The organism is Streptomyces sp. WAC06614 (assembly GCF_003949795.1).
Taxonomy (GTDB): Bacteria; Actinomycetota; Actinomycetes; order Streptomycetales; family Streptomycetaceae; genus Streptomyces.
Map to the genome: position 1 here is coordinate 14,459 of NZ_RPRY01000060.1, position 14,969 is coordinate 29,427.

Consider the following 14,969-nt stretch of genomic DNA (forward strand, 5'->3'; position numbering starts at 1 on the left):
GCCCTCGATATGTGTCGGACGGCGACCTATCGTCGGCTCATGACCGACCGTATGCAGGAACCGACGCTCCTGGTGCTCACCGCACTTGCCGACTCGCCACGGCATGGTTACGCGATCATGCAGGAGGTGCAGGAGCTCTCCGGCGGGCGGGTGAACCTGCGGACCGGGACCCTGTACGGCGCGCTCGACCGGCTCGTCCGGCAGGGGCTGATCACGACGTGCGCGCAGGAGATCGTGCACGGCCGGGCCCGCCGCACCTACGCCCTGACCCCGGAAGGCCGCGACGCGCTGGCCGCCGAGGCGCGGCGGCTGCGGCTCACGCTGGACGCGGTCACGGACCGGCTGGCCGCCCCCGCTTCCCACCCGACGTTGGAGACCTTCGCATGACGCAGCTGATCGCCCTGTACCCGAGGAAGTACCGGCAGGCGCACGGGGAGGAGATATCCGCCCTCTACGCCCGCTCCACCGAGCACGCCGGGCCCGCTGCCCGGTTCCGCGAGGCCGCGGACATCGCCGCGCACGCCCTGCGCACGCGTCTGGGGGTGACCTCGGCGCACTATGCCGGGCGTGCCATCGCTGCCGCGTTCCCGTTCCTGCTGGCGACCTTGGCCGGGCAGCAGGTGGCCGGGCTGGCGGACCTGTTCCGTGCGGGCAGCTCGGCGGGCTTCCCCGGCTTCTGGTGGCCGGCCGCGGGTGTCCCCGTCGTCCTGGCCGCGGCGTTGATCTGCACCGTGACGGGACGGTGGCGCTCCGCGCGGCTGCTCGTCGCCGCCGGCGCCGTCCTGTACGTCGTCACGCGCGCGCAGACTGCCGTCCCGGGGGCCGGGGTCGAGCCTGCCGATCTGCTGACGGCGGCGGTGCTGGTCCTCGCGCTCGGTTCGCCGCCCGACCTCCAGCCCCTGCCCCGGTCGACCCGGTTCACGCTCGGCTTCGTGGCAGCCGGGGCCGCCGCGGTCCAGGTGCTCGTCCTCCACGCGCCCCCGCACACCGGCCTGTGGCAGCTGCACCCCGCTGCCGCGATGACGACGGTCCTCGCCCTCGCGCTCGCCGTCGCCGCGCTGCGGGACAGGTCCGCCTCCCCCGCGGTCACGGGGATCCTTCTCGCCGCCTCCCTGTGGTCTGCTTCCGCCTTCCTGGGGCCGGAGGGCAACACCTGGAACGTCTACGCACCCTTGGCGGTCGCCACCGCAGGCGCAGTGACGGCGGCGGTCCTGCCGCGACTGCGGCCCCGGACCCCGGGACACCAGCGGTGAAGGAGGAGCCGTGTTCAACCTGATCGAGGAACTGTTCAACCCGGGCCGCAGGCACGTCGACGAAGAGCGCAGGCGCCTGGAGACGACCCGGGTCGACACCAATGACGCCGGCCCGGGGAAGGGGCCCATCGACCTCGACTCCGGGCAGGTACTCATCCACCTGCCCGCGGCACGGGAGTCCGGGGCGGGGCGTACGCAGGCGTGATCCGTCCCGCGACGGCGGAGCCGCCGCCCTTCGGGCGTATGTGTCTGACGCACCGTGCCGCGAGACGCCCGTCCGCGGCGAGGCCGTGGCAAGCTCGCACAAGCCTAGGTGACGGCATGTAAGAGACATTCCGTTCGGGGAGCGAGCGATCATGAAGAAGCAGACGGGTGCCGCCCTTGCCGCACTGATGGCCCTGGCGGCGGTGGGAGCAGCGGCGGGGCCGGCCCTGGCGGCCGATCAGCCGCCCATGGTGTTCATCGTCCAGACCAGCGGCGACGGCAGCCCCAACGCCGCCAGCTCCATGAACGGCACCGGTCAGACCTCCACCCAGATGAGCGGCACGGGCCATATGCAGGGCGACGGGATCACGTCCTTCCACATGAGCGGCGGCGCCATGCAGAACCAGAACACCGGCGCCGTGAACGGCGGCACGCCGACGCCGCCCACCCCGTAGGTCCGGTCCGCCACCGGGAACGACCGGCAGAGGAAGGCGTTGCGGTGTCCTCCACGCGTGTGCTCGACGAAGACGATGCCGTCGAGCTCCTCGCCTATCTGGTCTCGGCTGCGCGTACGCAGGTGGACGAGGCGGCGGAGTACGCGCCGCTGCGCCTGCTCACCGCGGCAGGCCGGCTGGCCGACATGATCGCGCCTGCGGCGAGTGACGGGCTGCGGCCCTTCCTGGAGGACATCCGGCAGGGCTTCGGCGAGACGACCCTCGCGGCCGGTGATCCCGACGGGTACGTGGACCGGCTCGACGGGCTGTGCCGCACCGTGGCCCTGCACCTGGCGGCCTCGCTCGGCCTGGACGGGCGTACCCCGTGAACGCCGGTACCGGGCCGGGGAACGCCGTGCTCGACGCGATCCGTACGCGCCGTGTCGTACGGGCCATGACGGCGGAGCCGGTCGATCCCCGGCAGGTCGAGGCCGTCCTCGACAGCGCCCGCTACGCGCCCCGGGCCGGCAACCGGCACCTGCACCGGTACGTGGCCGTCACCCGTCCCGCGTTGCTGCGCGCCGTGCGGATGGTCTCTCCGGGGATGCTCCAGCGTCCGGCGGCGGTGATCGTCGTGTGCGTGGACTGGGCGCGGTTCAGGAGCTACGGGTTCGGGCCCACCAACGCGGGCCCGTACATCGACGTGGGCACCGCCGCCGCCACCATGCTGCTCGCGGCCCACGGCATCGGGCTGGGAGCCGGGCCGGTCACCTCCTTCAGCCGGGCCGCGGTCGGCACCCTCCTCGGCCTGGCCGAGGGCCTGCGTCCCGAGCTGATCGTCTGCCTGGGGCATGCGGCCCCGGGCCAGGAGCAGCCACCGCGCGTGCGGCGCAAGGGCGAGCCCGCCTGGGAGGACCTGGTCCGGTGGGAACGGGGCTGACGGAGGGGACCGAGCGGGACCTGGACGCCGGTCACAGGAGCGTGCAGTGGCCCTCGTCGCTCTCCTCCACGTAGCCGAGTGCATCGATCCATTGCCGGATGTGCGCGTCGTGCAGAAGGGCGCGCCGTTGCTCCGGGGTGACGGCGGCGAGGGCCTGGCCGATGTCGTGGGCGCCGGCGCACAACCCGCGCAGGGCGGCGAAGGCCTCCGCGCTGTCGGTCGGCAGATCGGAATAGAGGAACAGCTCCCGGGCCTCGTCGTCGGCCGGTACGCCCGTGGCCAACCAGAACTCGGGGACGGAGATCATGAGCATGCGGTCGTTGAACCAACCGTCACGGGTGTAGATGCCGATGTCCTCCAGCCAGTGCCGGAGCACGTCGTTCAGGAGCAGTCCCCGGCGCGCCTCCGGGCCGATGCAGTCCTCGCCCGCGAAGCACCGGGCCAACCGCTGCGGCCCGTGTGCGCGCAGCTCCCACAGCGGGGCCACGAACACGCGGAACGACATCGCGACCGCACCGACCGGGAAGGCCGCCTCCATCAGCGCTTGGAACTCGAAGGTCGGCCGCCAGTGCTCGAAGTCGGCGCCGACCGCCTCGATCCGGTCTCGGTACTTCTCGGCGTCATGGGCCAGTCCCGCCCCGCTCACATAGCCCGTCCCGTTCTGGTTGCCGTCCCAGCCGAGGTTCACCCCGATGGCCTGGCCGCCCACTTCCTTGAGGTCCACCCCCGCACAGGCACCCCAGTGGATCGTGTGGCCCGGGTAGCGGGCCACGATCTCCGCAAGGGTCATCTCCTCGTCCGGGACCAACTGGGCGTACTCCGCGGTCGCCTCGAAGCGGACGAGCTTGTCCACTCCCTCGGGCGGGTACACCGTGAAGTTCGGACAGCGGTCGCGGAACCTGCGCACCGGGTTGGCGAGCAGCTCGGGCGCCAGCTGTTCGAGTCGGAGGGTCAGGCTCTCGGGGACGAGGTGCAGCACTTCCTGGTAGAGGTGGACCTCCTGGCCCGGGTGGAGAGTGGCGTGCGGGGGCACCGTGCCGGGCGTCCACGAGGCGTGGCCGCTCACGATGAGTCCGGGCATGCTGGTCCTTCGCAGGGGAGGGCGCCGCCCGGCCCGAGGACCGGGCGCCGACGGAGGTCTAGGAGATCATTCTTCGGCTGCGGGCCCTGCCCCGGCCAGATCCGATGGGGCACGCTCCCGTTCCCCGACGGGCCGTACGTCGGCAAGGAGGGCAACCCGGTCCGGCTGGTCCTGCGGCCCTGACCGGCGGCGGGCGCTGCGCTCAGCGGTCGCCGAACGCGGCCCGGAGTTCGTCGGTGGTGAGGTTGCCCTCCAGCCCCGCCCCGCGCTTGGCCCTGACGGCCCGTCCGACGGCGTGCTCGTGCCACCTCAGGACGCAGTGCGCCTGCGCCATCCGCAGCGCCGCCGCTTCGGTCTCGAAGCCGGGGTAGACGATCACGCACTGGCGGCAGAGCCAGTAGTAGTGGCTCCCCTCGTGCGGGGCGGAGCGGCCCAGGCAGACCGGGCTCTCCTCGTCACCGCCGGGGGCCCTCACCCGCCGGCACGAGGTCGCGGTGGCGCAGATCGCGCCCGCTTCGTCGCCCGCCTCGGTCAGGCATGAGGCCTTCTCGGCCGCGCTCTCCTGGGACATGCGCTCTCCTCCGCGTACGGCACCGTGCCGTCACGGACGGACGGCCGACGCTCCCATCCAACGTCGGCGGGGGTCCGCGAACGCTCCCCCGATGGGCGGACGCGTGAGGGGAACCTCTTCGTGCGGGGGCAGCGGGGCGGCGGCGGTCAGGGCCGCCACGATGGGTCCGGCGGCTCCGGACGGGCCCTCGCCGGCCTTGCCGAAGAACCTGGTCGCCACCGTGCCCGGCTCGATCACCGACACCGTCACGCCCATCGCGCAGTAGGGCTCACCGGCCGGCCGGCCGACGGTTCCGCCCAGGCCCGTCACCGTGATCAGGCGGCCGCCCGAGGCCCGTAAGTGGGGGACGGCGGCCCTGGTGACGTTCAGCATGCCGAGGAGGCCGGTCTCCATGACCGCCCGGACCTCGCTCAGCGACTGCTTCTCCAGCGTGGCGACGTGCTGGGCGCCCGCGTTGTTGACCACCCCGTCCAGGCGGCCGTAGTCGGCGACCACCTCCTCCACGGCGGCGACGACGGACGCCTCGTCCGCGACGTCGAGCCGCCGGATGTCGAGTTCGACGCCCGCCTCGGCCGCGGCCCTGCTCAGTGCGTCGGCGCGACCGGTGTGCCGGAGGGTGGCCACCGTACGCCAGCCCGCGCGGGCGGCCACGATGGCGGTGGCCAGGCCGATCCCGGAGGCGGTGCCGGTGACGAGGACGGTGCGGGAGGCCGGGCGGGACGCCGTGCGGGAGGCCGTGCGGGAGGCCGTGCGGGGAGTGGTGCCGGTCACGGGAACTGCCTTTCGTTCGCGCGGGAATGACGGGGCGTCGCACGTCGGCTCCACGAGGGCAGCCACCTGCACCGACGACGGCGGGTGCCCAGGGCAGGGGCACGGGCGCTCCGGTCGCCGCCGCGCGGCTTCCGCGCGCCCGCATGGGCCCGCCGACGCGGTGCAGGTGGTGACACGGAGCGTAGGCGGGGCCGTACGGCGGGCGCCTGGGCCGATCGACGCGGACAACGGCGGACCCCGGGCGGCGCAGGAGACGTAGCACCCTTGCAGGGTCCGCCCGCGTGCCCGTCGGCGAGGGCGGCCGGATGCGCGGCCGCCACACCGTCAGCACCGCCCGCAGCGGCCTTCGTTGGGCCGCGGGGGTGGTTGATCGGGCGGGCAGGACCTCCGCACGGGGTGGCACCGTGCGGCCGGGAGCCGGACGGGCTACTCCATGTCGGGGCACGGAACAGTCCGGCAACGGGGACTGCCGCGGCTGCCACAGGAGGACTCGATGTCACGCAGTGCCGTCCCGAAGGCGTGGACGTGGACCCGGACCTGGGCGTGGGCCGCGGGGCTGGCGGTCCTCGGCGGGACGGTCGTCCCGCTCGCCGCGGCCACCCCCGCCACCGCGCAGACCCGTACCGTCGACTACGTCACCGACGTCCTCGCGGACGCCGTCCTGGTCATCGACACCGCCACCGGCGCCCGCGTCGGCAACCCCGTCCCCGTGGGTGACGCCCCCGTGGACGTGGCACTCACCCCGGACGGCTCCCGTGCCTTCGTCGTCAACAACGCTTCGAACAACGTGTCGGTGATCGACACCGCCACCCACACCGTCACCGGTGGCCCCGTCGCCGTGGGCAACTCCCCCACCGCGGTGGCGGTCAGCCCGGACGGTGCCCGGGTCTACGTCACCAACTCCGGCTCCGACAGCGTGACGGTCATCGGCAACACCGCCACCCCCACGGTCCTCACCACGATCACCGTCGGCGATGCGCCGCAGGACGTGGCACTCGGACCGGACGGCAGGCGCGCGTACGTGACCGACTCCGGCTCCGACGACGTGACGGTGATCGACAACACGGCCACCCCGCCCGTCGTCACCGGCACCCCCCTCCCCGTCGGCCGCGGCCCCTACGGCATCATCGCCACGACCACGCCGCTCGCCACCACCAAGCTCTACGTCACCAACTCCGCGGCCGGCACCGTGACGGTGCTCGACACCGCCCTCGGGACCGTCGAGACCGTCCCCGTGGGAGGGCAGCCCCGTGGTCTGGCACAGGCCACCATCCCGTTCGGCAACCGCGTCTACGTGGCCAACTTCGGGACCGACAACGTGTCGGTGCTCCAGACCAACGGCGCCAACCCCCCGTTCGTGCTCGCCACCCTCCCCGTCGGCGACCAGCCGCAAGGTGTGGCGGTCACCCCGGACAGCTCCCGCGTCCACGTCACCGGCACCACCTCGGGGACCCTGTCGGTGATCGACAACACCCTCACCCCGCCCGCCGTCGTCAGCACCGTCACCGGCCTCGGCACCCCCGTCGGGCTGGCGATCGGGACCGTCCCCGCGCCACCGGGGCCGCAGCCGCAGACCCCGACCACGCTGACGCTGAAGGCGAAGAAGAAGCACAAGGAGCAGCGGCCCGACGTCCTCGTGCTGAGGGCCCGGCTGACCGCCGAGGACGAGCCCTTGAGCGGCAAGGCCGTCACCTTCACCACCGGCTCCACCCGGCTGTGCACCGACACCACGGACGCCGACGGCCTGGCCACCTGCGCGGTGCGTGGCGAGCAGGCGGCCGGGGGCAGCAGGTCGGGCAGCTCCGGAAAGGCCTGCTACACCGCCCGCTTCGCGGGTGACGCCATCTACGTCCCGTCCACCGCCACCGCCTGCCGGAAGGACGGACACGGCACGCCCCGCTCGCCGGCGGGAGCCACCCGGTCGGAGTAGTCCTTGGCCCCGTCCCCGGCCGGCCGTGTCCGGCTCGGCACCCAGGGCCGGCTGGTCCTCGGCGCGCTGGTGCTGATCACGTTCGTGGGGTCGATGGACTCGACGGTCCTGGCCACCGCCCTGCCGACGATCGCCCGTGAACTCGGGGACCTCCAGCACCTGTCCTGGGTGGTGACGTCCTATCTGCTCGCCGTCACGAGCTCGGCCCTGATCTGGGGCAAGCTGGGTGACCTGTGGGGCCACAAGGCCGTGCTGCAGACGGCGCTCGTCCTGTTCCTCGTCGGCTCGGTGCTGTGCTCGCAGGCGCAGGACCTGCCCGAACTGATCTGTTTCCGGGCCGTGCAGGGTCTGGGGGGCGGAGGGATGTGGGTCGTCCCGCAGGCCGTCCTCACCGGCCTGGTCGGCGCCCGGGACCGGGGCCGCTACCAGGTGTACATCGCGGGGGCGGCGGCCACGGCGTCCGTGCTCGGGCCGTTCCTCGGCGGGCTGCTGGTGGAGCGGGGGTCGTGGCGCTGGGTGTTCTACCTGAACCTGCCGGTCGGATTGCTGGTCATGGGGGTGCTGGCCTTCTGCCTGCGCGGGGAGCGGCCCGGGCAGCGGCCCCGGGTCGACTACTGGGGCAGCGTGCTGATCGCGGCCTGTGCGTCCGGGATCGCCCTGCTGGTCACCTGGGGCGGGGTCGTCTTCGCCTGGTTCTCGCCGCCGATGCTCCTGCTCCTCGCCGTGGTCCTGGTCCTCCTCGTCCTGATCCGGCAGGTCGAACGCAGCCACCCCGAGCCGCTGCTGCCCGCCCGGGTGGTGCGCGAGCGCGTGTTCCGCATCGTCGTCCCGCTGTCGTTCTTCTTCTGGGTCGTCCAGTCGGGCACCATCAACTACCTGCCCCTGTTCTTCCAGGTGGTCAAAGGGACCTCGCCGACCGTCTCGGGCATGATGCTGCTGCCCATGTCCCTCAGCGGGCTGCTCGCCTACGTCCTCAGCGGTCACGCCATCGCCCGTTCGGGCCGCTACCGGCATTTCCCCGTCATCGGCGCCGTGCTGATGCTCGTCGGGCTGGGGGTGGCGGTCGCCCTGCCCGCCGACGCGTCGTTCCTGGCCTACGGCGCCGCGTTGGTGGTGCTGGGACTGGGGTTCGGGCTCGTCTCCCAGATCGCGCTGATCGCCGCGCAGAGCGCGTGCGCCTACCGGGACATGGGCGTGGTCACCTCCGGGGTGATCTTCTTCCGCAACCTGGGCAGCGTCTTCGGCGCGGCGCTGTTCGGGGCGGTCCTCAACAAGCGGCTCGTCGACCATCTGGCCGCAGGGATGCACGCCGGCCGGTTCACGGCCGAGGAGAGCCGGCGCATCCACAAGGGCCAGCCGCTCAGCGTGGAGAGCCTGTCCCCGACCGCGCGACAGACGTACGTCGGCGGCTACGAGGCGGCCGTGGACGAGGTGCTCCTGGCCGGGCTGGCCGTGTCGCTGCTCGTCCTGGCCCTCGCCTGCGTCCTGCCGGCCGTGCCCCTGCGGGGGACGATGACGGCCACCGGGGTGCGCAAGGACAGCACGGTGATCCCCTCGCTCCCCGCCGGTGACGACCATGTGCGCCGGGCCCTGGAGGACCTCTCCCGGGCCGGTCTGCTGCCCGTCCGGCGGCGGGCCGAGGAGCACGCCCGGCGCCACGGGGTCTCCCTCGCCGAGATCTGGCTGCTGTGCCTGGTCAGCTACGGCGGTACGACCGACCCCGCGTACGTCGGCGAGGTCATGGACGTCCCACCGCGGGTGCTGCGCGCCCGGCTGCGGTCCCTGTGGGCCACGGAGCTGCTGTACGCCGGTGACCGGCCGTCCGGACCGACCCCGCGGGGCGTGGACCTGGTGGCGGACCTGTCCGCCGTCCTGCGCGAACAGCTTTCCGGGCCCCTCCCCCACGAGTCGGTCCCCGGGGGCCGGCCGGGACCGCCGGATCTGCGGGGGTACGTCGTGGAGATCCTGGCGGAGGGCTCCGTCTTCCGCCCGTGGCGGGAGACCGACTGACCGCCGCCCGTGGCGGGGGACGGGCTTAGGCGCGCCGGGCGCGGCGCGGGCCGGGGCATCAGTACCAGTGGTGCTGCTGCCAGAACACCCAGGCGGCCTCGGGGCTGCCGTAGCGGGAGTCCATGTAGTTCAGGGCCCACTTGATCTGCGTCGTGGGGTCGGTCCGGTAGTCGGCACCGAAGGCGGCCATCTTGGTGGCGGGCAGGGCCTGGCCGAGGCCGTAGGCGCCCGAGGGGTTCTCGGCCGTCGGGTTCCAGTTGCTCTCGTGCGAGATGATGTCGCTGAACGCCGCGTACTGGCCGGCGTCCGGGATCAGCTGGTGGGCCACCTGCTGCGGGGTGAGGGTGGCGGCGTCGGCCGGTGCGGCGCCCATCAGCGAGCCACCGGCGGCGAGCACGGCCGCGGCCACGAGGCCTGCGGTGGTCGTACGGCGGCGGAGCGAGCGGAGCTTCGGGAGGCGGGGCATGGGCGGGCCTTTCGTCGGGGACAAGGACGCGGCCCGGCGGGTGGTCGGCGTGGAGCCGGGGGCGCCGGACCGCTCCCCCTGGTGTAGCCAGCGGTTCCCGGGGCCGCAAACAGCCTGTGCTGCTAAGGCGGTTCGTAGTGCCGCGGCCCGCTCGGGGGGCGGCGAGCGGGCATTGCCGCGCTGGTGACGAGCGGGACGGAGCACCGGCCGGGCGTCCACTACCGGCGTTCGTAGCAGCCCGATGATCAGTGACGTGCGTCACAACGAGACAGGTCCGGTCGGAGAAAGCGCAGATGAGAGGCCTTGTCCGACCGGCACGGGGCCGGCCCCCCGACCGGCCCCCGCCGGTCGGGGGATCTCACGGGGTCACCGCGGGGGCCGCAGCCGCAGGCGTCGGACGGAGTGCGCTGCGGACCGCTGGACGGGAACGGAGGGCAGAGCCTCGCCGGGGACCAGGGGCGGGAGGGCGATCGTCACCGCGGTGCCCTGTGCGCCGGAGGCGATCGTCATGGTGCCGGCCGCCGCCTCGATCCGGATCCGCAGCGAGGCCAGCCCGATGTGGCCTTCGAGGAGCTTGCTGCGCAGCTCGCCCGGGGCGATGCCCCGGCCGTCGTCGCGGACCTCCAGGCGCCACACCCCGGCGTCGTCCCCGAGCGTGACGCTGAACCGGGTGGCCCACGCGTGCGTGACCGCGTTGTTGAGCAGTTCCCGGGCCGCGGTGAAGACGACGCTCTCGCGCGGGTCGGGGTGTTCGGTGTCGTGGCGCACGGTCACGCTGCACTCGCCCGCCATGCCCGACCGCTCCGCCGTGCTGCTGACCAGCACGTTCAGGATGTGGCCGATGCCCTTGGCCTCCAGCATGAGGGGGTGCAGCGCCGCGGTGAGGTCGCGCAGCTGCCGCGAGACGTCCAGCAGTTGGACACGTGCGGTGGCGACGACCTCGTCCAGCGCGGCGAGCCGCTGGGCGGTCCCCAGCTCCAGCCGGACGGCCAGGACGGACTGCAGCGGGCCGTCGTGCAGCAGCTCCGCCAGCGCGGCCCGTTCCCGTTCCTCGGCCCGCATCACCTCCGCCAGGAGCTGCGCCCGCTCGCACACGAGCTGGTGGATCCGCTCCTGGCGTTCCTGGTACTGCCGGGACACCGCGAGGCAGGCCGTGCACGCCAGCACCAGGAAGGCCAGGATCGCGACGGTGTTCTCGTCGACCGTGCGCACCCGCAGCCGCGCGTCCACGCACAGCAGGAACAGATAGGCCGTCAGGCACACCCCGCCGATCACGGCGGTCTGCCGTACGGGGAGCTGGAAGCCGGCGGACATGGGGATCAGGAAGAGGGCCAGGGCCAGGGCGGGCGAGCCGTCCGAGACCAGTTGGAGGACGGCCACGAGCACGATGTCCGCCCCGAGCATGGCCGCGGGGGACAGGGGGCGCCGGCGCAGCGCCGGCAGGGCGCGCCGGGCCACCGCCACGGCCGGTACGAGGATCGCGTAGCCGGCCAGGACGACCATCTCGGCCGGGGCGAGCAACCGTCCGTCGCCGGGGTGTTCCAGGACCGCGGCCAGCGTCAGGACGCCGAGGAAGGCCACCCGCAGCCAGCACGCGGTGCGGGTGACGTCCGCCCGGTGCCAGGTCAGGACGTCGGCGAGGTCCCCGCCCGCGTGGGTGGGGCGGAGCCCGGAGCCGTCTGCGGTGGTCGGGTCGGGGCCGGTCCGGGCGGTCGGCCCGAACCGGTCGAGGCCGGTCCGGTCGAGGCCGGTCCCGTCGGGGCCGGTCCCGTCGGGGCCGGTCCGGTGCACCCGGTAGTCCCGGATGTGCGGGACCTCGATCAGCCGGCGGCTCAATCGAGGATTCCTCGGCGCATGGCCTCCGCCACCACGGCGGCGCGGCCCGACACCCCGAGCTTGTCGCAGACGTGCTGGATGTGGGTCTTGACGGTGGACGGCGCCAGGAACACCGCACGGGCGATGTCCGGCGTGGACATGCCGGACGCCAGCATCGTCAGGATCTCCATCTCCCGCTGGGTCAGCCGCGGGTCACGGATCTCGGTGCGGTTGCGGATCTCCGAGATCAGCCCGGCGGTCAGCCGCGGCGGCAGCACCGGGTCGCCCCGGTGGCAGGCCTTGACCGCCTGGACGATCTCGGACGGCTCGGCCTCCTTGGTCAGGTACCCCCAGGCCCCGTCCCGCAGGGCCTGGTACACCGTCGCGTTCTCGGTGAACGCGGACAGGATGAGCATGCGGGTGGGCGAGCCCGAGCCGGACGCCGTGAGCGCCACCTGGACCCCGTCCAGACCGGGCATGCGGTGGTCGAGCACGGCGACGTCGGGCGCCAGTTCCAGAATGGCGGCGAGCGCCTCCTTGCCGTCCTGACACACGCTCACGACGTCGAGTCCGTCGTCGGCCTCCAGTTCCCGGCACACCCCCTGGCGGTACACGGGATGGTCGTCCGCGATCAGGACGCGGACGCGCGGCCTGGTCGAGCTGCTCATGTGGGGGCCTCCATAGGTGTGAAGATCCCATCCTGTCCGCCGGAACCAGAGCCCGTACGGGACGCTCGGGCAGCAAATGGACCGATTTGACTCGGCCCTTTGGGGGGATGGACGGCAAGCCGATCCTGTAGTAAGAGGCGCGTCATGTCGTCCTGTTGTCCGGGCACGCCCGCCACCGGGCGGGGGCACCGTCGTGCGGTGACGGCGGTGAGCCCGCCGCGGCCGGACTAGCCAGGGCCGTTGCACCGGATCGGCCCGAGGAACGGGGCCACCCTCCCCCGGCCGCAGGAGGCCGTACGGCCCGTTCCGGGCGCCGTCCCCTTCGCGTGCCCGTTGGTGCACGACGCGGGCGGTGCCGTCACGTATCGCTTTAGGGGCAGATCATTTCCCGGTGAAGGAGAGTCATGTCCCTTGACGCCCGTCCTCGTTCGGATTCCACGCGGCGAAGGAGGAAGATCTCCCCGCGCAAGGCCGTCTACGCCGCACTGCTGCTGGCCGTGCCCGTCGCGGCGGCCGGTGCCGCCGCAGTGGTGCACGCCGAGACGCCCTCGGCCCAGGCCAAGGCCCAGGCCGAGCAGCCGTTCGAGCAGTCGGTCACCACGAGCGGGGGCACCACCAGCTGGTCCTTCAGCATGAAGAGCGGGCAGGCCCTGGACTACGTCGGGGTGCACTTCACCCCCGCCGGCAAGGGCCAGCAGAGCTTCGAGATGAAGCCGTCCGCGGACGGGAAGACCTGGACCTTCAGCCAGCCCGCCGGTGCGACCTCGGACACGTTCACCTACTTCTTCGTGTACAAGCTGCGCGGCTCGAACGTGAACGAGCCGACCACCCCGGTCTTCGACCAGGGCGGGGCCGGCCGGCCCACGAACCCGACCAACCCGCCCACCAACCCGCCCGGCGGCGACCCCGACCCGTCCGGCGGCTTCCCGCTCCGGATCAACGCGAAGGACTCCGACAAGGGCGACTTCGTCACCATCGTCGGCCAGGCGACCCCGGGCCACTACTCGTACGTCGGGGCCGACGGCACGGTCAAGCCGGTGACGGACCAGCCGAACGGCATGTCCTTCCCGCTGACGGCCCTGAAGAACGGCACGGTCAAGCTCCCCTCGGAGTTCCAGGGCGGCCGGATCTTCCTCTCCAAGAAGCCCATGATCATGCCGGCCCCGCGCTTCGACGGCGGTGCCCCCAGTGACGCCGGGTACATCCAGCCCGACCTCAACAACCCCTCCGACCCGAACCAGGGCAACCCGTACGACTTCTTCGAGTTCACGTTCAAGAACGGCGCGAACGGGCAGAACGGCATCGCCTTCGGCGGCAACACCACCCAGGTCGACGGCTTCTCCCTGCCCATGACGGCCGAGCTGAAGCAGACCTCGTCGGGCGTTGACAAGAAGGTCGGCATCGAGGGCAAGTCCGCCGCCCAGATCATCGGCGACTACAAGAAGTACGTCGGCAACGACCCGGCCTTCGGCTCCCTGGTCAACGCCGCCGGCACCCACATCGCCGCACCCCGGTCGTCGCAGGCCTTCCAGGGCCCGGGCGCGAACTACTTCGACGGCGCGATCGCCGGCGCCTGGAAGAAGTGGGACAAGGACAACGGCTTCAAGCTCACCAACGGGGCCGAGTCCTACGAGGGCCGTACCAACGGCGACACCCTCACCTTCAAGAAGCTCGTGAACGGCAAGCCGACCGGTGAGACCGGCTCCGTGAAGAAGCCCACCACGGGCGACGTCGCCGCCTGCGCCGGCACCCTCACCACGGGCTCCGACATGGACAAGTTCGTCGGGGCCCACCTGTGCGCCGCCTTCAACCGGGGCATCGCCCAGAACGACCCGTCCACCTGGAACGACGTCAAGACCTACTACCAGCCGGGTACGACGTACAACAAGTACGCGGCGTTCTTCCACAAGGAGAACCTGAACGGTCTGGCGTACGCGTTCGCCTACGACGACGTCCACGACCAGAGCTCGGTCATGATCCTGCCGAACTCGGACGCGCCGACCGGCCTGACCCTCACCGTGGGCGGCTGACGCGGCGGAAGCTGCTGGACGCCCAGGGGCGCCCGTCCACGGTGGACGGGCGCCCCTGGCGCATCCGGACCCGGACCGGCCGGGCGTCAGCGCCTGGCCAGCCAGGCCATGGGGTCGACGAACCCGCCCGCCCGGTACTCCGGCTGGTTGCGGACCTCGAAGTGCAGGTGCGGGCCCGTGCTGTTGCCCGTGGAGCCCACGTAGCCGATCAGCTGACCGGCCCGGACCTGCTGGCCGGGCTGCACGCTCTTGCCGGACAGGTGGCCGTAGAGGGTGTAGGTGCCGTCCGGGTGCTGGATCCGGACGTTCACGCCGTAGGCGGGGCTCGAGTCGGAGGCGATGACCTTGCCTCCGGCCGCGGCCTTCACCGGGGTGCCCTGGGGCGCGCTGAAGTCGGCGCCGGTGTGGTAGCCGAGCCCGTAACCGGCGGACCGGACGCCGAAGTTCCGGCCCGCGACTCCCGCGACGGGGCTCACCCGGGCCGCCCCGCCCTGCTCGGCCTGCGGGGCGGGCTGCTGCTGCACGGGCTTCGGGGCCTGCTGCGGCACCTTCGGGGCCGGCTTCGGCTGCTCGGGGGCCGGCTTCGGCTGTCCGGAGGCCGGCTTCGGCTGTCCCGGTACCCGGAGCACCTGCCCGGCGTGGATCAGGTCGGGGTCGGAGCCGATGACCGACCGGTTCGTCTCGTACAGGCCGCGCCAGTCGTCCGCGCCGCGGTCGCCGCCGAGCCGGACGGCGATCCCGCTCAAGGTGTCCCCGGAGCGCACCTGGTAGGTGCCGGCCGGGGACACCTTGAGCG

Annotated in this window: 16 protein-coding genes; 9 read left to right on the forward strand and 7 right to left on the reverse strand. The window is 72.9% G+C overall.

The annotated features are described in order from the left end of the window. Positions 1–39: 39 nt before the first annotated feature. From EF918_RS11255 to EF918_RS11280, 6 genes are all read left to right on the forward strand, one after another. Positions 40–387: a PadR family transcriptional regulator gene (locus EF918_RS11255; RefSeq protein ID WP_125644364.1), complete on the forward strand. Its 348-nt coding sequence runs from the start codon at positions 40–42 to the stop codon at positions 385–387. Next, positions 384–1,253, forward strand: coding sequence for a hypothetical protein (locus EF918_RS11260; RefSeq protein ID WP_125644366.1), 870 nt, complete (start codon positions 384–386; stop codon positions 1,251–1,253). Before EF918_RS11255 ends, EF918_RS11260 begins: the two co-directional genes overlap by 4 nt. Before the next feature lie 10 nt (positions 1,254–1,263). After that, positions 1,264–1,458, forward strand: a complete 195-nt coding sequence (locus EF918_RS11265; RefSeq protein ID WP_125644368.1) for a DUF6191 domain-containing protein — start codon at positions 1,264–1,266, stop codon at positions 1,456–1,458. Between the two features lie 151 nt (positions 1,459–1,609). Next, positions 1,610–1,912, forward strand: coding sequence for a hypothetical protein (locus tag EF918_RS11270; protein ID WP_125644370.1), 303 nt, complete (start codon positions 1,610–1,612; stop codon positions 1,910–1,912). Between the two features lie 44 nt (positions 1,913–1,956). Next, positions 1,957–2,280: a DUF6092 family protein gene (locus EF918_RS11275; protein ID WP_125644372.1), complete on the forward strand. Its 324-nt coding sequence runs from the start codon at positions 1,957–1,959 to the stop codon at positions 2,278–2,280. Further along, positions 2,277–2,831: a nitroreductase family protein gene (locus EF918_RS11280; RefSeq protein WP_125644374.1), complete on the forward strand. Its 555-nt coding sequence runs from the start codon at positions 2,277–2,279 to the stop codon at positions 2,829–2,831. Before EF918_RS11275 ends, EF918_RS11280 begins: the two co-directional genes overlap by 4 nt. Positions 2,832–2,862: 31 nt before the next feature. Here the strand turns inward: EF918_RS11280 and EF918_RS11285 are convergent, their stop codons facing one another. From EF918_RS11285 to EF918_RS11295, 3 genes are all read right to left on the reverse strand, one after another. Then, complete coding sequence (locus EF918_RS11285) at positions 2,863–3,912, reverse strand: putative adhesin (RefSeq protein WP_125644376.1); 1,050 nt, start codon at positions 3,910–3,912, stop codon at positions 2,863–2,865. Positions 3,913–4,114: 202 nt separating this feature from the next. Further along, positions 4,115–4,483, reverse strand: a complete 369-nt coding sequence (locus EF918_RS11290; RefSeq protein WP_125644379.1) for a hypothetical protein — start codon at positions 4,481–4,483, stop codon at positions 4,115–4,117. A 30-nt stretch (positions 4,484–4,513) separates the two neighbouring features. Further along, entirely contained in the window at positions 4,514–5,254 is a 741-nt protein-coding gene (locus tag EF918_RS11295; protein ID WP_125644381.1) for an SDR family NAD(P)-dependent oxidoreductase, read from the reverse strand. A 493-nt stretch (positions 5,255–5,747) separates the two neighbouring features. Between EF918_RS11295 and EF918_RS11300 the strand changes: the two genes are divergently transcribed. Beyond that, positions 5,748–7,184: a YncE family protein gene (locus EF918_RS11300; RefSeq protein WP_185921697.1), complete on the forward strand. Its 1,437-nt coding sequence runs from the start codon at positions 5,748–5,750 to the stop codon at positions 7,182–7,184. A gap of 3 nt (positions 7,185–7,187) precedes the next feature. Then, positions 7,188–9,194, forward strand: coding sequence for an MDR family MFS transporter (locus EF918_RS11305; RefSeq protein ID WP_125644385.1), 2,007 nt, complete (start codon positions 7,188–7,190; stop codon positions 9,192–9,194). A 58-nt stretch (positions 9,195–9,252) separates the two neighbouring features. On the opposite strand, the gene EF918_RS11310 is transcribed toward EF918_RS11305, so the two are convergent. From EF918_RS11310 to EF918_RS11320, 3 genes are all read right to left on the reverse strand, one after another. Further along, positions 9,253–9,660: a transglycosylase SLT domain-containing protein gene (locus EF918_RS11310; protein WP_125644387.1), complete on the reverse strand. Its 408-nt coding sequence runs from the start codon at positions 9,658–9,660 to the stop codon at positions 9,253–9,255. A gap of 366 nt (positions 9,661–10,026) precedes the next feature. Then, on the reverse strand, positions 10,027–11,496 hold the full coding sequence (locus tag EF918_RS39025) for a sensor histidine kinase (protein ID WP_125644389.1): 1,470 nt from the start codon (positions 11,494–11,496) through the stop codon (positions 10,027–10,029). Further along, positions 11,493–12,143 (reverse strand): response regulator transcription factor, encoded by a 651-nt coding sequence (locus tag EF918_RS11320; protein WP_125644391.1) that lies wholly within the window; start codon positions 12,141–12,143, stop codon positions 11,493–11,495. Before EF918_RS11320 ends, EF918_RS39025 begins: the two co-directional genes overlap by 4 nt. A gap of 404 nt (positions 12,144–12,547) precedes the next feature. On the opposite strand from EF918_RS11320, the gene EF918_RS11325 reads away from it, so the two are divergent. Next, entirely contained in the window at positions 12,548–14,173 is a 1,626-nt protein-coding gene (locus tag EF918_RS11325) for a beta-1,3-glucanase family protein (protein WP_125644393.1), read from the forward strand. 86 nt (positions 14,174–14,259) lie between these two features. Here the strand turns inward: EF918_RS11325 and EF918_RS11330 are convergent. Further along, positions 14,260–14,969, reverse strand: a 710-nt coding sequence (locus tag EF918_RS11330; RefSeq protein ID WP_125644395.1) for a M23 family metallopeptidase, incomplete at its 5' end; no start/stop codon positions are given.